This is a genomic window from Flavobacteriales bacterium (assembly GCA_016715895.1).
Taxonomy (GTDB): domain Bacteria; phylum Bacteroidota; class Bacteroidia; order Flavobacteriales_F; family PHOS-HE28; genus PHOS-HE28.
Map to the genome: position 1 here is coordinate 285,096 of JADJXH010000003.1, position 19,865 is coordinate 304,960.

The 19,865-nt window shown below is 66.5% G+C and carries 15 protein-coding genes and 1 tRNA gene; 5 read left to right on the forward strand and 11 right to left on the reverse strand.

From position 1 onward, the window contains the following. The first annotated feature begins 65 nt into the window (after positions 1–65). Both IPM49_01420 and IPM49_01425 read left to right on the forward strand, forming a co-directional pair. The gene (locus IPM49_01420; GenBank protein MBK9273184.1) at positions 66–3,440 is read left to right on the forward strand and encodes a T9SS type A sorting domain-containing protein; all 3,375 of its coding nucleotides are present in this window, start codon (positions 66–68) and stop codon (positions 3,438–3,440) included. 185 nt (positions 3,441–3,625) lie between these two features. Then, entirely contained in the window at positions 3,626–4,153 is a 528-nt protein-coding gene (locus tag IPM49_01425; protein MBK9273185.1) for a carboxypeptidase regulatory-like domain-containing protein, read from the forward strand. Here IPM49_01425 and IPM49_01430 read toward each other — a convergent pair whose 3' ends face one another. Next, the gene (locus IPM49_01430) at positions 4,154–5,071 is read right to left on the reverse strand and encodes a tyrosine recombinase (protein MBK9273186.1); all 918 of its coding nucleotides are present in this window, start codon (positions 5,069–5,071) and stop codon (positions 4,154–4,156) included. Positions 5,072–5,115: 44 nt separating this feature from the next. On the opposite strand from IPM49_01430, the gene aroQ reads away from it, so the two are divergent. Beyond that, the gene (gene aroQ / locus IPM49_01435) at positions 5,116–5,547 is read left to right on the forward strand and encodes a type II 3-dehydroquinate dehydratase (GenBank protein MBK9273187.1); all 432 of its coding nucleotides are present in this window, start codon (positions 5,116–5,118) and stop codon (positions 5,545–5,547) included. On the opposite strand, the gene IPM49_01440 is transcribed toward aroQ, so the two are convergent. The 3 genes from IPM49_01440 to IPM49_01450 form a co-directional block, all read right to left on the reverse strand. After that, positions 5,544–6,581, reverse strand: a complete 1,038-nt coding sequence (locus IPM49_01440; protein ID MBK9273188.1) for a glycosyltransferase family 2 protein — start codon at positions 6,579–6,581, stop codon at positions 5,544–5,546. The two genes, aroQ and IPM49_01440, sit on opposite strands and share 4 nt — an antisense overlap. 41 nt (positions 6,582–6,622) lie before the next feature. Next, on the reverse strand, positions 6,623–8,074 hold the full coding sequence (locus tag IPM49_01445; GenBank protein ID MBK9273189.1) for a GWxTD domain-containing protein: 1,452 nt from the start codon (positions 8,072–8,074) through the stop codon (positions 6,623–6,625). A gap of 373 nt (positions 8,075–8,447) precedes the next feature. Then, a tRNA-Ser gene (locus tag IPM49_01450) sits at positions 8,448–8,537 on the reverse strand. Between the two features lie 50 nt (positions 8,538–8,587). Between IPM49_01450 and IPM49_01455 the strand changes: the two genes are divergently transcribed. Further along, positions 8,588–9,358 (forward strand): MBL fold metallo-hydrolase, encoded by a 771-nt coding sequence (locus IPM49_01455; protein ID MBK9273190.1) that lies wholly within the window; start codon positions 8,588–8,590, stop codon positions 9,356–9,358. An 82-nt stretch (positions 9,359–9,440) separates the two neighbouring features. Continuing rightward, positions 9,441–12,386, forward strand: a complete 2,946-nt coding sequence (locus IPM49_01460) for a hypothetical protein (protein ID MBK9273191.1) — start codon at positions 9,441–9,443, stop codon at positions 12,384–12,386. 53 nt (positions 12,387–12,439) lie between these two features. Here the strand turns inward: IPM49_01460 and IPM49_01465 are convergent, their stop codons facing one another. From IPM49_01465 to IPM49_01495, 7 genes are all read right to left on the reverse strand, one after another. Further along, positions 12,440–13,150 (reverse strand): N-formylglutamate amidohydrolase, encoded by a 711-nt coding sequence (locus IPM49_01465; GenBank protein MBK9273192.1) that lies wholly within the window; start codon positions 13,148–13,150, stop codon positions 12,440–12,442. Then, positions 13,147–14,388: a glutamate--cysteine ligase gene (locus tag IPM49_01470; protein MBK9273193.1), complete on the reverse strand. Its 1,242-nt coding sequence runs from the start codon at positions 14,386–14,388 to the stop codon at positions 13,147–13,149. The genes IPM49_01465 and IPM49_01470 overlap by 4 nt, the downstream gene beginning before the upstream one ends. Beyond that, positions 14,385–15,893, reverse strand: coding sequence for a RimK family protein (locus tag IPM49_01475; GenBank protein MBK9273194.1), 1,509 nt, complete (start codon positions 15,891–15,893; stop codon positions 14,385–14,387). The genes IPM49_01470 and IPM49_01475 overlap by 4 nt, the downstream gene beginning before the upstream one ends. Next, positions 15,890–16,648 carry a hypothetical protein gene (locus IPM49_01480; GenBank protein MBK9273195.1) on the reverse strand — a complete coding sequence of 253 codons (759 nt, stop codon included), beginning with the start codon at positions 16,646–16,648 and terminating at the stop codon, positions 15,890–15,892. The genes IPM49_01475 and IPM49_01480 overlap by 4 nt, the downstream gene beginning before the upstream one ends. 98 nt (positions 16,649–16,746) lie before the next feature. After that, complete coding sequence (locus IPM49_01485) at positions 16,747–17,682, reverse strand: hypothetical protein (protein MBK9273196.1); 936 nt, start codon at positions 17,680–17,682, stop codon at positions 16,747–16,749. After that, positions 17,672–19,186, reverse strand: a complete 1,515-nt coding sequence (locus IPM49_01490; GenBank protein MBK9273197.1) for a Gldg family protein — start codon at positions 19,184–19,186, stop codon at positions 17,672–17,674. Before IPM49_01490 ends, IPM49_01485 begins: the two co-directional genes overlap by 11 nt. 4 nt (positions 19,187–19,190) lie before the next feature. After that, positions 19,191–19,859, reverse strand: a complete 669-nt coding sequence (locus tag IPM49_01495) for an ABC transporter permease subunit (protein MBK9273198.1) — start codon at positions 19,857–19,859, stop codon at positions 19,191–19,193. Positions 19,860–19,865 lie beyond the last annotated feature (6 nt).

A 19,865-nucleotide genomic window follows, 5' to 3' on the forward strand; every position in this document is an offset into this window, starting at 1 on the left:
TGCGTGTGTCGGTGTCGGGTAGTTTCGACGCCTCAACACCCATCTTCATGATCAGACCATACGCGATGAGCATCGCGGTGGCGGCCTTGGCCTTGGCGGCCCTGGACACCTCCGCGCAACGAATGAAACAGGACATCGAACGGCACCCTGCCGCACGCAAGTCCGGCCCCGATCGGGCGGCGTCGCCCGGCGAAAAGCACCTGGCCATCCACACCGGTGGCACGGTGAAGTCGCAGCGCCCGGCCCAAACCGGGCTGTTCCGGGGTGGCGCTCCGGTGAACGACAACTGTCCCGGCGCCATCACCCTCACGGTGGGCGCCACCTGCAACCCTGTGGCGGGCAACGCGGCCGGGGCCACCAACAGCCTCGCTGCGATCACGTGCAACACCTTCACCGGCGATGCCGATGATGACGTGTGGTACAAGTTCACGGCCACGGCGGCCGCGTTGACCGTTCGGGTGGACGGGTCGCTTGAGTACGATGCCGTGGTGGATGTGCGCAGCGGGGCCTGCAACGGCACCAACATCGGGTGTGCCGACGCCACGGTGGAGGACGGCATCGAGCAAGTCTCCCTGGCGGGCCTCACGGTGGGAGCCACTTACTACGTGCGGGTGTACGACTACTACACGGGTGCGGCACCGACCACGGACTTCACGATCTGCGTGTTCGGCACGCCCCCGCCACCGGCCAACGACCAGTGCGCGAACGTGGTGAGCCAAAACCTGAGCGTTGGCGGCACCCTCAACTTCACGGGCAGCACCGCCGGGGCCACGGTCACGAACGATGTGGTGGTCGGCGGTGACTTCGACGACGCCATTCCCAAGGTGTGGCATCGGTTCACCACGAGCACCTGTGCGAACGTGACGTTGGACTATTGCGGGACCACACCGGTGTTCGATCAGATCTACATCGCCCTGGCCACGGCCTGCCCGGCCGATGCGGGGGTCCTTGGCACCTTCGACTTCACCACCTGTGCGGACGGCAACGGAACGGTGACCTTCGCGCAGCTGCCGGCCGGCAGCTACTACATCCCCATCGGCCTGTTCGGTGCCGGAAGCTCCGGTCCCTACTCCATCGAACTGAACGCCACCGCGTGCGGTGCGGCCCCGGCGAACGACGACTGCGCCGGTGCCCAGCAGCTGCCGGTGAACACCACCTGCACACCGGTGACCGGTGATGTGGCGGGGGCCACGGAGTCCATCTCCGCGCTCACCTGTGCCACCTTCACGGGCAACGCGAACGATGACGTGTGGTACAGCTTCGTGGCCACGGCGGCGTCGCTCACCATCGAGGTGGACGGCTCGGCGAGCTTCGATGCGGTGGTGGACCTGCGCAGCGGAGCGTGCAACGGCACCAACATCGCCTGCGCCGACGCCACGGTGGCCGATGGGGTGGAGACCATTCAGGCCACAGGGCTCACGGTGGGGCAGACCTACTATGTGCGTGTGTACGACTACGCCGCGGGCTTTCCCGCCACCACGGACTTCACCATCTGCGTCTTCGGCGGCGGTATCGCACCGTCCAATGACCAGTGCCAGAACATCGTTCCCCAGGCGCTCAGCGTGGGCGGGTCGCTGAACTTCAGCGGAACCACCGTGGGCGCCACCACCACCAATGATGCGGTGCCCCTGTCCGACATGGACGATGGTATTCCCAAGGTCTGGCACGCGTTCACCCTGAACGATTGCGCCAACGTGCAGGTATCCTATTGCAACACCACGCCGGTGTTCGACGAGATCTACATCGTGTGGACGGATTGCCCGGCGAGCACCTTCAACCTGGGGACCTTTGATTTCACCACCTGCGCTGACGGCAATGGCACGGTGTTCTTCAATGCGCTGCCGGCAGGCACCTACTACCTGCCCATCGGCCAGTTCGGTTCCACCACGACCGGCCCGTACGCCCTGGAGCTGACGGCCACGGCTTGTGCCGGTGTACCTCCCAATGATGACTGCGGAGGGGCCACGTCGCTCACGGCGGGCACCACCTGCCAGTATGTGACCGGTGATGTCGCGAACGCCACCGAGTCCCTGCCGGCGCTTTCCTGCAACGGCTTCACCGGTGATGCGAACGATGATGTGTGGTTCAGCTTCGTGGCCACGGCCGCGCAGCTCACGGTGGAAGTGGCCGGCTCTGATTCGCTCGATGCGGTCGTCGAGCTCTTCTCCGGCGGTTGTGCGAACCCGACGAGCATCGATTGCGCGGATGCGACCCTGGAAGGGGGCACCGAAGTGATCCAGGCCACCGGACTGACCGTCGGACAGACGTATCACGTCCGGGTGTACCACTTCTATACGGACATCCCGGTGACCACCGACTTCAACATCTGCGTGTTCGGCGGTGGTGCGGCCCCGGCGAACGACAACTGCGCCAACGTGACGCCCCAGCCGCTCGCCGTCGGCGGAAGCGTGAACTTCTCCGGCACCACCGTGGGCGCGACGGCCACGGGTGATGCGGTCCCCGGTTCGCCGATGGACGACAACGTACCCAAGGTGTGGCATGCCTTCACGCTGTCCGATTGTGCGGACGTCACCGTGTCCTATTGCGGCACGACCCCGGTGTTCGATCAGGCCTACATCGTGTGGACGACCTGCCTGGCGGATACGTTCTATGCGGGCACCTTCGACTTCACCACCTGTCCGGACGGCAACATCACCATCGCGTTCGTCAACCTGCAGCCCGGCACGTATTGGCTGCCGGTGGGTCAGTTCGGATCCGGCACCACCGGCCCGTACACCATCGCGGTGAGCGCAGCGGCCTGTGCCGGTCCTCCGGCGAACGATGACTGCGCCAACGCCATCGGCCTGCCGGTGTGGGCGGTGACGGATTGCCCGCAGAACAGCGCCCTGGGCAACAACGTGCAGGCGACCCAGGACGCCGGTGATCCCAGTTGTGACACGACCACGGGCACCTACCTCGACATGTGGTACTCGTTCAACTCCGGGCCGAACAATGCTGTAACGATCACCTTCAACAACATCAGCATGGGCGATGCCGTGGTGGTGGTGTACGATGGGTGCAACGGTGCGGAGGTGAGCTGTGAGATCGGCCCGATCGCCGCATACGACGTCACGGTGGCCCCGAACACGGACCATGTGGTGCGGGTGTACTCCAATACGCAGTATGGCGGCGGCGGCAACTTCGAGATCTGCCTGTCCGCTGCCATCAGCACCGCGCTCGCGGAAGCTTCGGTGGACGGCTGGACGGTGTTCCCGAACCCGACCGAAGGCAGCTTGTCCATCGTGTGGCCGGCGATGGCGACCGATGCGCGTCTGGAGCTCTTCGACGCCACGGGTCGCGTGGTGTGGAGCGGCCGGCGCACGCTGAACACCGGCATGAACCCGGTGCGCGATGGCGCCGAAGCCCTCATGGCCGGCACCTACATCCTGCGCGTCAGCACGGACGACCGGACCAGCGAGCAGCGGATCGTGGTGCAGTGATCCCACCAGAATACAGGTAGCGGGGCGGTCCTTCGGGCCGCCCCGCTGCTTTTCGGTGGATGCGAGGTTGTGCACATCCGGCTGTTGATCGATCACCGGCCGGGAGCGGATCGGGGCCTTGGATCCCGTGGGTGACGCGGATAGTTTCGCCGCCCGGTCCGTGCACCAGCCGGACCACCGTCCGGATGCAACGTCTGCGAGACCTGATCCTATTGGCCACCCTGTGGTTCGCTTCGACCGCGGAGGCGGCCCAGCTCAGGATCGTCGGCATGGTGACCGACAAGTTCACGGCGGCGCCGCTGGCCGAGGCACAGGTGCGCGTGTACCGCAACGGTGAGCGCGTGCGGACCCTCACCACCGGCCAGAACGGGCGCTACGAGCTGCTGCTGGACAACAATGCGGATTACGTGATCCGCTTCGTGATGCCGGGGCACGTCACCAAGTGCTTCACGGTCACCACGCATGGACCGATCTGGGAAGGGGACCACAGCATCAAGGAGGTCTTCATCGAAATGACGCTGTTCGAGCAGGTGCCTGACATGGACCTGTCCTTCTTCGACCTGCCGATGGGCATCGCCCGGTTCGACCCGCTGGACGGGCGGATGGACTGGGACGAGGCGTACGATGGCCGGATCCGGGGCGAGGTGGCCACCCTGATGGACGCGGTGACGCGCGCGCTGGCCGCCCGGGGTGCCCTGGCGAAGCTGAACTGATCAATCCGCCGCTCTCCCCCGGGCGCGGGGATGGTGCTGCAGGATGTTGCTTCGGAGGTATTCGCGGTCCAGGTGGGTGTAGATCTCCGTGGTGGTGATGCTGGCGTGGCCGAGCATCTCCTGCACCGCCCGAAGATCGGCGCCGCCCTCCACAAGATGGGTGGCGAAACTGTGGCGGAAGGTGTGCGGGCTGATGGTCTTGGGGATGCCGGCCCTGGTGGCGAGGGTGCGCACCAGGTTGAACACCGCGACACGGGACAGCGCTCCGCCACGGGCGTTCAGGAAGAGCGTATCCCCGGCACGTGTGGTGACGGGTTGATGCAGCCGTTCGTGCTCTTGGTAGTCACGGATCCGGTCGAGGGTATGGGCTGCGATGGGCACCAGCCGCTCCTTGTCGCCCTTGCCGATGACGCGGATGAACCGCTCGGGGCCGTGGATGTCACTGATGCGCAAGCCGCAGAGCTCGCTCACGCGCAGGCCGCATCCATACAGCGTTTCAACGATGGCGCGGTCGCGATGGGCCAGGGGCTTGGACAGGTCGATGGCCGCGACGATGGCATCGATCTCGGCCACGCTGAGGAACTCCGGCAGGTGCCTTCCGAGCCGCGGTGCCTCGAGCAGTTCGGTGGGGTCCGTGTCGATGCGTCGGTCGACGAGCAGCGCGTGATGGAAGGCGCGGACGGCGCTGAGCAGCCGGGCCTGGCTGCGTGGGCCGAGCCCCTGCTTCACCACATGCATGAGGAAGGCCTGCAGGTCATCGAGCCGAAGCGCATCAGGCGGCAGGGCGGGCGAACGGGCTTCGGCGAAGGTCCTCAGCTTGGCGAGGTCGGAGAGGTAGGCCTCCACGGTGCGGTCGCTCAGGGAGCGCTCCAGCCTCAGGTGGGTGCGGAACAGGTTGAGCGCGCGGGGCCAGTCCACCGTACAAAGATGCCATCGGGCGGGCCTTTCGTTACTTCGCCCGCATGGCGGACATCCTGGTGCTCAACGGCCCCAACCTCGGCCTTCTTGGTCGTCGCGAGCCTTCGGTCTATGGCAGCACCGACCTGGAGGGCCTGATGTCCGGCTTGCGCGAAGCGTTCCCGAAGCACCGGATCGATCACCGGCAGAGCGACCTGGAGGGTGAGCTGATCCACTGGTTGCACGAGGCGGATGGCGTGTACACAGGGGTGGTGATCAACGCGGGGGGCTACAGCCACACCTCGGTGGCCCTGCGCGACGCGGTGGCCGCCGTGTCCGTGCCCGTGGTGGAGGTGCACCTGACCAACCTGCTCGCGCGCGAGCCGTTCCGCCACACCTCCCTGGTCGGGGCCGTGTGCGTGGGCAGCATCATGGGGTTCGGCGCGGAGAGCTACCGCCTGGCGGTGGAGCACCTGCTGCGTCGTCCCATCCTCTAGGGACGCCGCACGAAGGCCTCCATGGGCAGGTCGCTGAACCGGGCGTGCCCGAGGATGAACCGGTCGAACGCGATGTTGCGGGTGTACATGCCCGTGAGGTCGGGTTCCCGCTCCTGGTCCATGAGCCTGGCGCGTTCGCGGAGGAGGGCCGGAAGCCGGCCGATGAAGTGGACATGCGCACGGGCCACCTGCCAGCTGTGCGCGCCATGCCCTTCCAGCAGGAACTTCCATCCGGCCGCACCGTCCAGCAGGAACCGGCGAAGCAAACGGCCGGGCAGCCAGCCTGTATGGAGGTTCTTGGTGAGAACGATGAGGCTGTTGCGGAAGTTGAGGTAGGTCTTGCGTGGGCTCCCGTAGCCGAGCGCCCCACCGCCCACGTGCAGCACGCTGGCGCGGGCCGTATAGCCGATGCGCCAGCCCCGTCGCCTGAGCCGCCAGCACAGGTCGATCTCCTCCATGTGCGCGAACAGGGAGGTGTCGAAGCCGCCGCTCTCGCGAAAGGCGCGCGCCCGCACCATCAGGCAGGCGCCGGTGGCCCAGAACACCTCGCGGTCGTCGTCGTACTGCCCGTGGTCGGTCTCGGTGATCTCGAAGATCCGCCCGCGGCAGAAGGGGTAGCCGTTGCGGTCGATGAATCCCCCCGCTGCGCCGGCGTGTTCGAAGCGGTCGGGGTGGGCATGGGCCAACACCTTGGGCTGGCAGGCCGCCATCCGCGGGTCGGCATCCAACAGGGCGCGCATGCCGGAGAGCCAGCCCGGACGCACCTCCACGTCGGAGTTGAGCAGCACGAAGTACGGGGCCTCCAGCTGCGCCAGGGCGGCGTTGTACCCCCCTGCGAACCCGAGGTTCCGGTCGAGGGCGATCACCCGCACCTGCGGCATGGCCGTGCGCACCCAGTCCAAGGAGCCATCGGTGCTGCCGTTGTCGGCCACCACCACTTCCGCGCCTTCGGCCTCGCGCACGACACCGGGCAGGAAGCGCTGGAGCCAGGCCTGGCCGTTCCAGTTGAGGATCACGATCGCCGTATCGCGCATGGGGGCGTGCGGCGGCAAAGATGGCCGAGTCGGCGCCTCCGTCAGCGCGGGTTCAGGAAGAACTCGTCCGTCCGCTCACCGCTCAGGCTGTTCACCGAGCCGGGCTGCACGTTGTTCATGGGCGTGTCGCGCGAGTGGAGCACCTGGTTCCACCGGGGGTTCTGGATCTCACCGGGGACCTCGGAGTGCAGCAGCTCGTAGTCGTTGGTCACCATGTCCGGCAGGTAGAACACGAACCGGCGGTCGGTGTAGCGCCCTGCGCGGTAGTAGTGCCAGATCTGATAGGGATAGACCCCCATGTCACTGGGCCGGTCGACGATCGTGTTGGGTGCTCCGTACTTCAGATGCACGTAGCCACGATCGGTCTCGTACCCCCGCTTGATGCGCGAACCGTACATCCGATTGACCCGAACCACCTCGGCGCGGTAGGCCCGCCATGCCCCTTCCGGGTCCATTCCATTGCGGTTGAACCAGAAGCTGTAGAAGAAGCGGCGCATGAGGTCCATCTCGCGGTCCTTCCAGCGATCATCGATCATCTTGCGCTCCAGGTCATCGGCGATGGGACGCAGGCAGTGGATGAACTCGGCGAGGCTGTCGGGTTCGGTGATGCGGTCGGCGAAGGTGCCGCCCATCGCCACGGTGGACAGGTCGTCCATCCCGTAGGCGATCGGATTATTGCGTTGGAGGAACCGTTCGGTGCGGGCGAGGAGCTGTCCGGAGCGGTCGCGCGCCTCCAAGGCCAGCACGTAGTTGCCGCTGGGCAGCGAGCGGATGTCGAAGCCGCCGAGCACCGGTTCCACGGCACGCGCCCTCACCCGCGCGGCAGCCCGGAACGCGCCGACCGGTGTGCCCGTTCCCTGTCCCTCGATCTGGTAGCTCAGCAGGTAGAGGCTGTCCCCGCCAAGCCGGTCGTCCATCCCGTAGAGCTCGGCGTAGAGGTCCAGCCGTTCCACCGAGCTGGGGTAGTAGGCCCCCACGAACGGGATGAAGGTGCGACCGGCGTGGGTGTGCCCGGACGCTCCTTCCTGGCCGGTGCCCGAAACGAGGAGCACGTCCGAGAAGGTCGGTCCGGCAGGGAGGGCCGGAAGGAGAAGGGGGCGGCGTTCGATGCGGGCCGAGTCCGCTCCCTGGAGGTCGCGCACCTGCACCTCCAGGATATGGTCACCGGATGGAAGGGCGAAGGCCGTGGTGTACAGAAGATCGGGAGGAAGCTCCGTGATGCGCGGTGGGCCGGTGAGCTCCACTTTCCGGTGGTCCACGATGCTGCCGGAGCTCTCGATCAGCGCGACCAGTTCCAACCGGGCCTGGGACAAGCCTGCGGCGGAATCCTCATGGTACACCGATGTGCCGAGCACGGCCACGCTGAGGTCCACGAAGGGACCCTGCCCGGGCACGTCAAAGCGCCGCGCCTCCACAATGAACTCCGGAAGCGACTGAGCACCGACGGGTAGTGCAAGGGACATCAGGGCGAGCGGGAGGATCGAGCGTGACATGCTTTCAAAGGTAGGACGGTCGCGGGGCGTTCCACCGCCGTTCCTTGGAGCAGCGCAGCCGTTCCCGCGCCCTGTGCGTGCTGAACAAGCGGTTCGGCGCGTCGGGAGGGATGGCTGCGCATCCCGTTGGGGGGAGGCTTCAAGCCGCGCCCGCTTCGCGTCCGCGTGTGTTCGTTCCGTCCGCCCGGTCGATCGCGATCGCCCCGCTTTCGCGGGGCGGCTTGGCGGAGAGGGAGGGATGGCTGCGCATCCCGTTGGGGGGAGGCTTCAAGCCGCGCCCGCTTCGCGTCCGCGTGTGTTCGTTCCGTCCGCTCGGTCGATCGCGATCGCCCCGCTGCCGGGAACGAACACGCCCCGCTTTCGCGGGGCGGCTTGGCGGAGAGGGAGGGATTCGAACCCCCGTTACCCTTGCGGGTAAAGCGGTTTTCAAGACCGCCGCATTCGACCGCTCTGCCACCTCTCCGAGCGCGGGCGAAGGTAGCGCCCGGCGATGGGGTATTTTGCGCACCCTTCATGCGCTTCACCTTCCTCGGAACGGGTACCAGCCAGGGCGTGCCGGTGATCGGCTGCCGCTGCGCGGTCTGCATGAGCACCGATCCGCGCGATCGGCGCCTGCGGACGGCGGGCTGGCTGCAGGTGGGCGGGCGGTCCGTGTTGATCGATGCCGGCCCCGACCTGCGTCAGCAGAGCCTGCGTGCCGGGATGGACCATGTGGATGCGGTGCTGTTGACCCATGAGCATATGGACCACATCAGCGGCATGGACGAACTGCGCAGCTTCAACCACCGCCAGCACGCGGTGATGCCGGTCCATGCCTCCGAGGCCACGCTCGCCGCCGTGCGTCGGATCTACGCTTACGCGTTCGCGGAGGTGCGCTATCCCGGCGTGCCCGAGCTGGAGCTGCACCCGATCACCGCCGGCCCCTTCACCGCTGCCGGCATCGGCCTCGAAGCCGTTGACGTGCTGCACCTGGGCATGCCGGTGCTGGGTTTCCGCATCGGTGGCCTCACCTACATCACCGACGCGAAGCAGTTGCCGCAGGCCACAAAGGAGCGGGTGCGCGGATCGGAGGTGCTGGTGCTGAACGCCCTGCGGCACGAGCCTCATGCGGCGCATCTCAACCTGGAGGAGGCGTTGGACCTGGCCCGGGAGTTGGCCGCGCGGCGCACCTTCTTCACCCACATCAGCCATCTGCTGGGGCCGCACGCCGAGGTGCAGCCGACCCTGCCGGATGGCGTGGAGCTGGCCCATGACGGGTTGTCCGTGGAGTTGCCCGACCCCTGATGGTCATCCACGCACAACCTCATGGTCGGAGTTGTTCCCTGACCATCCACCACCGAACTTCGATCCCCCAACCTGTTGCGCCATGCGTCGAACCCTTCTCAGCGCCGGTCTGCTCACCGGCATCCTCAATGTGATGGCCGTGGATGGCGGCCGCGATGAACGGAACGTGACCTTCATCCGCGATCCGAAACGCACACCGGACCTTGCCTGGCAGGCCGAGCTGCGCGCACGACCGCAGTGGCGGGCCTTCGTGGCCGGGCATGGCACGTGGTGGACGGAGTTCAACGAGGCCAGCGGGCTGCCGCATCGGGCCTTCGGAGAACCCATTGGAACGGTGGGTGCCGATCCCGTGGCGAAGGCGTGGGACTTCCTGCAGCACCAACTCGCGGGTTTCGGCCTTCCGCTCGGGGAGGTGAGCGTGCGCTCCGTATACCCCACCGCGAAGCACACCTTCGTGCACTTCACCCAGACGCACGAAGGCCTGCCCGTGGTGTTCGGGCAGGCGATGGTGAAGCTGGATGGACAGGGGCGGGTGATCGCGTTCGGCACCGACCTCTATCCGGGCATCCAGGTGGAGATGCAGCCCGGCATCGGCGCCGCCGCCGCCGTGGTGAACGCCTCCAGCGGGCTCACCGGCATCACGGGCTCCGAGGTCAACGGACTGCGCATCCTGCCGGTCCCCGGGCATCGCACCGTGGAGCACCGGCTGGTGCATGAGGTCGTCATCCACACCATGGAGCAGGGCATTCCCGGCCGGTGGTCGTGCTGGGTGGACGCGCATTCGGGGGAGCTGCTCTACCGCCAGGACCTGGTGGTGCACCATGCGCCGCCGGCATCCGCCGGAGCCGAGATCGCCGCCACCGCCACGGCCCACACCGTGAACCCCTTCGTGCCAGCCACCACCGAGCTGCTTCCCGATCTGCGCGTGGTCGTGAACGGGTTGAGCCAGTACCTGGATGACCAGGGCTACCTGAACACCGGAGTGGGCGGACCGGTGAACGCGACCTTCTTCCTGGACGGCCGGTGGTGCAACGTGAAAACTGGAGGAAGCACGCCGAGCTTCCAGACCATCCTGCAGGAGGGCCCGAACGCGGTGAGCTTCAATGCGGACGCCAATCTCCGTGAACGGAGCGCCTACTACCATGTGAACGTGGTGCACGACCACATGAAGGACTGGCTGCCCAATTTCACCTCGCTGGACGTCCCCTTCGCCACGAACGTGGATGTGGCGGGCAACTGCAACGCCTTCTACGATGGGGGCTCGATAAACTTCTACCAGGAGGGTAACGATTGCCAGAGCTATGCGCAGATCGCCGAGGTGGTGTACCATGAGTACGGCCACGGCATCAACGACAAGTTCTATGGCGAGCTGCTGAGCCAGTTCACCAACGGGGCCATGAACGAGGGCTACGCCGATGTATGGGCCCTGTCGATCACCGAGGACCCGGTGCTGGCCGAGGGCAGCTCGTTGAGCGATCCCGACGACTACATCCGCCGCTACGATGAGAACCGGAAGGTGTATCCGGTGGACCTGGTGGGCCAGGTGCATGCGGACGGCGAGATCATCGCTGGAGCCTGGTGGGACACGTACCTGCTCCTGGGCAGTGACATGAACGCGATGCTCACGCTGTTCGTGGAGGCGTTCCCCGGTCTGCAGGCGAACACGGTGAACGGGAATGAAGGGCAGGCCTTCCGCGATGTACTGCTCGATGTGCTCCAGGCGGACGACAACGACGGGGACATCACCAACGGGACCCCGAGCGCAGGGGCCATCGTGGAGGCCTTCGCCCTGCACGGGATCACCCTGCTGAGCAACGCCACCTTGCTGCACAGCAACCTGGAGACGGCGGCCGAGGCCCAGGGGATCGAACTGGATGCGCAGCTGATCCTCGACTTCGACTTCCTGCCCTTCCTTTCGGAGGTGAAGCTGTTCTACAGGCTGAACGACGAGACCGTCTGGAACATCCTGCCGATGGTGGATCTCGGAAGCAACGACTACCATGCGACCATTCCACCCCAGCCGGCGGGCACGGTGATCGCCTACTACATGGGTGTGGAGGACAGCTTCCAGCAGCTCAGTGCCGTGGTGCCCATCGGTGCGGCCGAGCCGGATCCGAACGTGCCCTACTACATCATGGTGGGCTTCGGTCTGGTGGCCACGGATGATGCGGACAACAACACCCAGCTCGGCAACTGGGACATCGGTCTGCCCACGGACAACGCCACCACCGGGGAGTGGGAGTTCAACATGCCCGTGGGCAGCTATGCCACTCCGGGCGACCCCAGCACGGTGGTGCAGCCGGGCGAACAGCATACGCCCAATGGCGAGATCTGTTATGTGACCGGCAACGCGTCGACCGAGCTCGCTCCGTTGGGCGAGAACGATGTGGACGGTGGCACCACCACCCTGCGGAGCGCCGCGCTCGACATGTCGAACATGCAGGAGCCGGCCATCTCCTACTGGCGGTGGTACGTGAACGATCCTCCGAGCGGCGCCAACCCCGGTGCGGACTGGTGGCAGGTGTGGTTGAGCAATGATGGCACGAACTGGGTGCCGGTGGAGAACACGAAGACGAGCGATCGCAGCTGGCGCCGGGTGGCCTTCCGGGTGGGCGACCACGTGACCCCGAACGCCACGGTGTACATCAAGTACAACGCCTCGGACAGCATCCGTCCCGGGCAGAACCTGGACGGTGGGAGCCTGGTGGAGGCCGCGGTGGACGACATCCAACTGTGGGACCTGGCCGCCGGCATCGGCATCGAAGAGACGCCCAGCGTGGAGCTGCTGGTGTTCCCGAAACCGGCCCAGGATCAGCTTCAGGTGCGCGGGGCCTGGGGCGATGCGCGCTCGGCGGACCTGTTGGTGCTCGACGCCTCAGGCCGGGTGGTGGTGCGGCAGAAGGTGAGCGGTGCCGCGCTGCGCGAGCGGGTGCTCCTGAACATCGCGGACCTGGCGCCGGGCAGCTACGTGCTGCAGGTGATCACCGAGCGGGCGCGAGGCGAGGAGCGGTTCCAGGTGGTGCGCTGAACGGCCCGACGGACAGCACGGACGCCCCGGAGCTACCTCCGGGGCGTCCGCGTTCATGGGTTGGCGGCCGGGTGGGCCAGGAGGGCGGTGAAGCTGGCCACGACGGCCGCCGTCACCCTGGCGTCGAGTCTCCGACCACCATCCGTCGCGAAGCGCTGGTTCACTTCCAGTTCAATGCCGGCATATCCCGATGGTTGTGCGGTGCGGAGGGCGGTGGTGTGCCCGTCGTCGGTACCGAGGTAGGGTTCGTTATGGCGGATCCGGAGGTCCGGCGCCGCGGTGCGCAACAGCTGCTCCCACGTTGCGGCAAGCACCCGCTCCCAGGACCTTGACGGATCGTAGAGCAGACCGATGTCCATCGCACGCGTTTCGCCGTCCAGCACCGGCGTGAAGCTGTGCACGCTGAGGTGCAGGACGGTCTGCTGCTGAGCGCGCCAGGTCGCCACGGCATCCGCGGCCGTCGTTCGGAGCGGGGTGTAGTGCTCGTCGATCATGTGGCTGCGCTGGGCCTGCGGCAGGTCGCGGGTGAACGCGGAGAACAAGGCCGGGCTGTCGAGCGAGCGGTTCAGCTCCACCACCAGCCGGGAGGTGGTCCCGGCCAGGGCGAGGTGGGCGAAGGGGCGAAGGGCCTCGAACAGATGCAGGGCCCCCGGGTCCCAGCCACGGTGGGAGTGCAGCACATCCTCCGCGCCGGTGAAGAGCGCGCGCACCTCGGTGGGCACCTCGTGACCGCCGTGCTCGCAGGTGAGTAAAAGGCGGGTCATGCGAAGAGCCGGTCCTCCTGCAGGCAGGCCGCGAGCTCGGTATAGACCTGGCGGATCTTGTCCGTCGAGGGTTTCCGACCGGTGCGTGCCAGGATGCGCTGGGCCAGGCAGCCTTTCGCGAGCACATGATCGATGACGGCACCGGCCTCCTCGCTCAATTCGCCGCGCAGCTCCTGCACGATGTGCTCCCACAGGCGTTGGGCCGTCATGCGTTGTTCCTTCATCACGCCGAACATGAGCAGGTAGTCCTTGTTGGCGATGACGGCCTTGCCTGCGTCCTTGATGGTCTGCAGGAAGATGGGCAGCAGGTCGGTCTCGCCCCAGGCACGCTGCAGGTAGGTGCTGGTCCAGCGGCCCCTGGTCATGGCGCGACAGAGGGCCACGATCAGTTCGGCGATGGCCAGGTCGGCACCGGGGCATTCCTGGATGTCGATCACGCGCAGCTCGATGGCACCGCGGTCGAACCGGGCGATGGCACCGCGCGAGTTGGCGAAGTGGTGGTCCATCACCTGTTCGGTGTCGAAGGGGGCGAGGGCGCGGCCGATGGGGTCGAAGATCTCGCGGTAGTAGTCCTCCTGGGTGAAGACCGGCTCGGGGATCAGGGAGCCCATGAGGGCGGGCAGGCGATCCTGATGATGGAGGTAGGCCTCCATGCGCGAGTCAAGGAATCCGGTGGGCCTGCCGTCGAGCAGGGGTGAGCTGGCGGTGAGCGCGGGGATGATCGGCAGCACCATGCGCACGGCGGCGTGGAGCTTCCCGAACTCCTCGTCGTTGGCGAAGGGCAGGTTGAGGTGGGTGCTCTGCAGGTTGCTCCAGCCGTGCCCGCGGCAGTCGAAGATGCGGTTGTACAGGGCGTACACCTCGTTGTATTCGTGCGGCCAGATCACCGTTTCGGTGAAGGGGTCCATGAGCGGATGGGCGGCCGTGGGCAGGAGCATGGCGTCGCGCGCTGCCAGGGCGGCGTTGATGGCGCGCACCTCGGCGGCGAACTTCCTGCGGAAGGCCGGGATCCGCCGCGTGGGGCGGGCGGTCTTCAGCTCCACGACATGGCTCACGAGCTCGTTGCTCCATTCCACGTCACCGCGGTCCACATCGCTCGTGATGCGGCCTGCTACATCCTTGAAGAGCAGGTCCACGATGGGCAGCACGCGGAGGGTTCCGCGCTGCACCACCATGTACTCCAGTTCGATGCCGGTGACCTCGAAGAGCTTGAATGCGTTCCGTGCGGGAGGGGTCATGTGCGTGGTGCCGGCGCGGCCGGTGCGGCGGATGGTCGGATGCCGATCCTGCGTTCGATGCGGTGCTTCAGGGATGCGATGATGGCTTCGTAGAGGGCGTCACCGAGCACGAGGTCCTCCACACCGTGGTCGATGTTCGGGCATTCGTTCACCTCGATCACATAGGGTCGCCCCTCGTGCTCCTTCACGTCCACTCCGAAGAGACCCTCGTCGCCCACCACGGCCAGCACGGCCTTCACGGCGGCGTCGACAACGGCCTTCGGGGCCTGGTCCACGGGCAGGGTGGCGAAGTCGCCGGTCTGGTCCTTTTTCGTGCCGCTGCCCCAATTGTAGATCTGCCAGTGGCCGCGCGCCATGAAGTACTTGCACGCGTAGAGCGGACGACCGTCGAGCACGCCCACGCGCCAGTCGAAGTCGCTCGGCATGAACTCCTGGGCGATCACCAGGTCGCTCTCGCCGAGCAGCTCATCCAACTTCCGGTCCAGTTCCTCGGGGCTGTGCGCCTTGGTGACGCCCCGGCTGAACGTGCTGTCCGGCAGCTTCAGCACCACCGGAAGGCCGAAGCGTGCGATCACCTCCTGGCGGTTCTCGGCGTGGACGATGAGCGTGCGCGGGGTGGGCACATCGTGGGCCTCCATCACCTCGGCGAGGAAGACCTTGTTGTTGCACTTGAGGATCGCGTCGGGCGCGTCCATCACGGCGAGGCCCTCCTTCTGAGCCTTGCGGGCGAAGCGGTAGGTGTGGTGGTCCACATGGGTGTTCTCGCGGATGAGGAGCGCATCGTATTCGCCCACCCGGTCGATGTCGTCGGGGCCCAGGATGTCCACCTTGAATCCCAGGCGTTCGGCGGCCTGTCTGAACTTCACCACCGCCCGCTTGTTGCTGGGCGAGGCCTGGTCCTCGGGGTTCACCAGGATGGCCAGGTCGTAGCTGCTGTGGTCCTCGCGGGCGCGGTCGTAACGCTTCTTGGCGAAGTACTCGCCCGCGAAGCGCCGCAGGAACGGGAGGTGGTCCTCGGGGATGTCGTTGTACGGGATCGGGCGGATGGTGCGCAGCTCCCACTCGCCACTGGTGCGCTGGAAGCGGGCCCTCAGGAGCGGCGATCGGAAGACCTTGTAGAGCTCGTGCGCCAGGCGGTCGTACTTGCGGTTGACGTTGCGACCGAAGTAGATGCTCAGATCGAACTGGTCCTTCTTCTTGTCCGCCAGCTGCTGCTGGATGAGGCCGTGCAGGTCGCGGCCGAGCACCTTCACCAGGCGCGGCGAACGCAGGTCAAGGATGCTCTTGGCATCGGGGATCACCTTGTGCCCGCGGGCCTCGGCCAGCAGGCTCACGTAGTATCCGCGGCTCTGATAGCTGTAGCTGCGGGCCAGGTTGAAGATGCGCACGTTGCGCAGCGCAGCGTAGACGGGATGGGTGAGGTAGTCCTTGCTGGACACCACCTCTACGTCCTTGAGGCCGAGATGGAACTCGCGCGGATCGCGCACCACGATGATCTTCCTCATGGGCTCACGGAGGGGTTCGGTCGCCGGGGCGCGCGCTCCTTCACCACCGGAGGCGGGAGCGGGGAGCGGGACAGGATGAGCATGTTGGCATCGTAGGTGACGATACCGAGCATGATGGAGTTGATCAGCCGGCCCACATGCACCGGGTAGTGGTGCTCCCGGCTGTACGGATTGTCCAGGTAAGGGTCGGCCACATGCACGGTTCTGCCCTCCATGGACGTGAGCACGACGAAATGGCCCATCGGTTTGCCCCGAAGGTCGTCGAAAAGGCTCTGCCCGTTGGCGCCCGTGTGTTCGCGTTTGCTGCGGTAGAGGTAGGTGGCGCTGAGCCCCGCGAGGATCGGCAGGTCACGGTCCAGATAGCTTCGCAGCAGGTCGGGTGTGGGGTCGTCGAAACGGACCTCGCCGCCCAACTTCAGGAAGCGGGCATAGGCCAGGCAGGCGGCGGTTAGCTTCTTGCCCTCCTTGAAGCGGGTCTGCGCCAGGAGCTTCCTGCGGAGCACCTCGCCCGGCAGGCCCTCCCAGGAGGGGTCGAACACACGCAGGTTATAGCTGTGGATCCGTGCATGGAAGCCCTGCTTGAGGGCATGAAGCCCGAGGAATACCGCGAGCGTTCCACCGTCCTCCAAGGCATGCACCTCGCGGATCACCTGCTCCAACGGCATCTCCAGGCCCAGGTGCGCATACACGGCCTGGAGCGCGGTGGGCCCACAGGTGTTGTCGTCGGGTTGCGGGAGGATGCGGAGCCTCTGCATGGAACACGGTGCGCGGACCACGCAAAGGTGGGCGGGAGGGAACGGAGCTGGGTTGGTCCATGGCGACCGGCCATGAACAGCCCATCGTTCATGGGGCCTCAGGGCAGGAAGTACCCCCGGGTCTTGAACATCCGGACGAGTTCGCGCGCGGGGTCGAACCGCATCTTCGATCCCGGATCGAGCGAAGTGGTGGCCACCAGCCCCGACCAACCAGTGTAGATGTTGACCGTGATGGGTGCGCGACCATCGTCGAAGCTCACCTCCAGGCTGTGGTCTGGGCTGAGCCCGGCGATGTTCACCGTATCCGCGAAGGCCTGGGCGCGCGAACGGACGAGGGGGGCGAGGTAGCCGTCGACCTTGCTCTGGTCCGCCGTGTCCCCATCCACCATCCAGGTGCCGCCCACGCGCTCCACCACGAAGGCCGTGTCCATGGAGTAGCTGAACCGCAGGCGTTGGATGTGCGCGGGGTCTCCGCGCACCAGCCATTTGGTGCGCCATTCGGCGAAGGGTTGCTCCGCCAGCATGCTCATGGTGCCCTCCACGGAGAAGACCTCATCCTCTCCGGGCAGGTTGATGGTGGACCACATGCCCACCTTGCCCGGCGCGAAGGTGTTGCGCCCATAGTGCACGGTCCTGTCCCCGCCGTCCACCAGGCGGAAGACGGCGGTCTCCCGCAGGCTGTCGGTGAGGTCGTAGCGTTCCTTCACCAGGTCCATGAAGCCGGTGAGCCGTTTGCTGCGCATGACGGCGTGTCCGCCGAGGAACTCACGCACGCGTTCGTCGTCGGCACGGTGCGCGATGCCGTCCACGCTCACCATCCAGCCGTCGGGGCTGCGGTCGAAGCGCAGTTCGGCGGGGCGCAGGCTGCTGGGGAAGAGGGAGAAGCCGGTCACCGCCGCGGTGTCCAGGGTCATCACCACCTCGCGGAAACTGCGGTCCTTGGCACGTGGGCTCCAGAGGTCGGAGATGAGGAAAAGCAGGGCGAGGACGCCAGCAGCGATGAGGAGGGCGCGGGTGCTGAGGTTACTCCACATGTCCGGGTGCGGTTCGGGCCTTGCGCTGGCGCCGGCGCCATTGGGTGCGCAGCACGCCACCGATGATCACGAGCGCGATGGGGAACAGAAGGTTGGACCATTTCAGGGTGCTCCGCTCGGCATCGCTCAATTCCTCGAGGGGTCTGTAGCTGACCCCCTTGCCCCGAAGGTCGATCAATCCGGTCTGGTCGCTCACCCAGTCGACGGCGTTCACCAGCAGGTTGATGTTGTCCGGGTTCAGCTGTCCGCCTTCCGCGCCCACGGCGAAGTTGCCATTGCCGATCACCACGAGCCTGGCACCCTGGCCGTTGCCGAAGGGGCCTTCCACGGCGAAGGCGAGGTTCCGTGGCGGCTGGGTGAAGTCCGCATCGGACCACTGCCGTTGGAGGTCGACCTCATGCGGCAGGGTCGCCGATCCGGTGCGGTCGCTGGTGCTGAGCAGCGGTGAATAGCGGTAGGTGCTGTCGCCGGTCGCCGTGAACGCGCGTGCGAATGGGAGCACCACGGCTTCGAGGCCCGAGGACACCGGGTGTTCGCCGAAGCGGGTCACCCGGGGGAAGTACGGGAAGGCCATGGCGGTCTGCAGGTTGAAGAAGCCCCGCTGTTGCATCACCTGCACCTGTCCGCACTGGGCGTCGGTCACCAGGTCCGGGTCGGCGCGCAGACCGTGGCGGGCGAGCCAGGGATCGATGCCGGTGTGGCGCGGCTCCACCAGCGGTGTGCGTTGCAGGTCGGCGGAGGCGTTGCTGTAGGCGATGACCACACCGCCTCCGCGGGCCATGAACTCCTCCATCCGTTGCAGCGCCATGGGGCTGATGGTGTCCGCGGGATCGATGATGGCGATGGTGCGGAACCGACCGTGGATGGGCATGGTATCGTAGATCGTCATCGGCTCCACACTGTAGAGGATGCTCAGGCCCTGCATGGCCTGGGCCATGGCGTTCACCGAAGGCTCCCCATGGCCCTGCATGATGCCGACCACGGGTTTCTCCGGCACGCTCACCTCCTTGATGCGCGAGCTGAGCTCCCATTCCATGGGCGATCCAGGCTGGACCACGGGGATCACGGACTGCTGATCGCCCATGCGCACCACGGCACCCATGAAGGCCTTGATCTGTTCGGCCTTGTCCTTCTCGCGGGTGTTCACGAGCAGGGGGCGGATGCCGCTCTCCCGGGCTTGTTGTTCAAGCGAGTCGGCCGAGGCCGGGTCGATCATCTCGTACACCACGTTGCCACCGGAACGTTCGGCGTACTCCACCACCAGGTCGCGGAACTCATCGCGCGCCACGGCGAGGTCCGGTGGAAGTTCCTCGGTGAAGTAGCCGGTGATGGTGGCGGCCTCGGGGAGGTTCTGCAGGATGTCGCGCGTGGCCTTGCTGAGGGTGTATCGCTGGTCGCTGGTGAGGTCGATGCGGAAGTGATAGCGGGAGCCCACGAGGTTGAGCAGCACGAGCACGGCGGCGAAGAGCAGCCCGAAGCGGATCATCGTGGCCCTGGTCCTCATGGCATCACCGCTGTAGGCCCCGTCGGGCCAGTTGAAGCTCAGCGGCCACCAGGCCGGCTGTGGCGATGCTGAGGAAGTAGAGGACATCACGGCTGTCCACCACGCCACGCGACATGGAGTCGAAGTGCACCCCCATGCCCAGGAAGTCGAACACACGTCCCACCGGCCCGGTGAGCGTTGCGGCCACGATGCCGAAGAAGAGGTGGAAGCAGGCGCCGACGATCAGGGCGATGAGGAAGGCCACGAGCTGGTTGTTCGTGGTGGAGCTGGCGAAGATCCCGATGCCGATGTAGCTGGCGCTCATCAGCAACAGGGCGAGGTAGCCGCAGAGGGCCGCACCATGGTCGAGGGGTCCGATGCGGGCCACGGTGACGTAATAGGGCAGGGTGCAGGCCAGGGCCAGGGCGATGAGGAGCAGGCAGGCGGTGAACTTGCCCAGCACCACCTGCCAGTCGCTGACGGCCTTGGTCAGCAGCAGGTCGAGGGTGCCGGTGCGCCGTTCCTCGGCCAACGTGCGCATGGTGAGGGCGGGGATGAAGAAGAACAGGGTCCAGTAGGCGATGTTGAAGAAGCTGCCAAGGTCGGCCTGGCCCATCATGAACACATCGGCACCGAACCACCAGGTGAAGAAGCCGCTGATGCCCAGGAAGACCACCAGCAGGATGTAGGCCATGAGGGA

Bases quoted from the DNA above. Each gene is read 5' to 3' on its own strand.
- IPM49_01420 (MBK9273184.1), top strand. From the start codon at position 66: ATGAGCATCGCGGTGGCGGCCTTGGCCTTGGCGGCCCTGGACACCTCC.
- IPM49_01425 (MBK9273185.1), top strand. From the start codon at position 3,626: ATGCAACGTCTGCGAGACCTGATCCTATTGGCCACCCTGTGGTTCGCT.
- aroQ (MBK9273187.1), top strand. From the start codon at position 5,116: ATGGCGGACATCCTGGTGCTCAACGGCCCCAACCTCGGCCTTCTTGGT.
- IPM49_01440 (MBK9273188.1), bottom strand. From the start codon at position 6,581: ATGCGCGATACGGCGATCGTGATCCTCAACTGGAACGGCCAGGCCTGG.
- IPM49_01445 (MBK9273189.1), bottom strand. From the start codon at position 8,074: ATGTCACGCTCGATCCTCCCGCTCGCCCTGATGTCCCTTGCACTACCC.
- IPM49_01455 (MBK9273190.1), top strand. From the start codon at position 8,588: ATGCGCTTCACCTTCCTCGGAACGGGTACCAGCCAGGGCGTGCCGGTG.
- IPM49_01460 (MBK9273191.1), top strand. From the start codon at position 9,441: ATGCGTCGAACCCTTCTCAGCGCCGGTCTGCTCACCGGCATCCTCAAT.
- IPM49_01465 (MBK9273192.1), bottom strand. From the start codon at position 13,150: ATGACCCGCCTTTTACTCACCTGCGAGCACGGCGGTCACGAGGTGCCC.
- IPM49_01470 (MBK9273193.1), bottom strand. From the start codon at position 14,388: ATGACCCCTCCCGCACGGAACGCATTCAAGCTCTTCGAGGTCACCGGC.
- IPM49_01475 (MBK9273194.1), bottom strand. From the start codon at position 15,893: ATGAGGAAGATCATCGTGGTGCGCGATCCGCGCGAGTTCCATCTCGGC.
- IPM49_01480 (MBK9273195.1), bottom strand. From the start codon at position 16,648: ATGCAGAGGCTCCGCATCCTCCCGCAACCCGACGACAACACCTGTGGG.
- IPM49_01485 (MBK9273196.1), bottom strand. From the start codon at position 17,682: ATGTGGAGTAACCTCAGCACCCGCGCCCTCCTCATCGCTGCTGGCGTC.
- IPM49_01490 (MBK9273197.1), bottom strand. From the start codon at position 19,186: ATGAGGACCAGGGCCACGATGATCCGCTTCGGGCTGCTCTTCGCCGCC.
- IPM49_01495 (MBK9273198.1), bottom strand. From the start codon at position 19,859: ATGGCCTACATCCTGCTGGTGGTCTTCCTGGGCATCAGCGGCTTCTTC.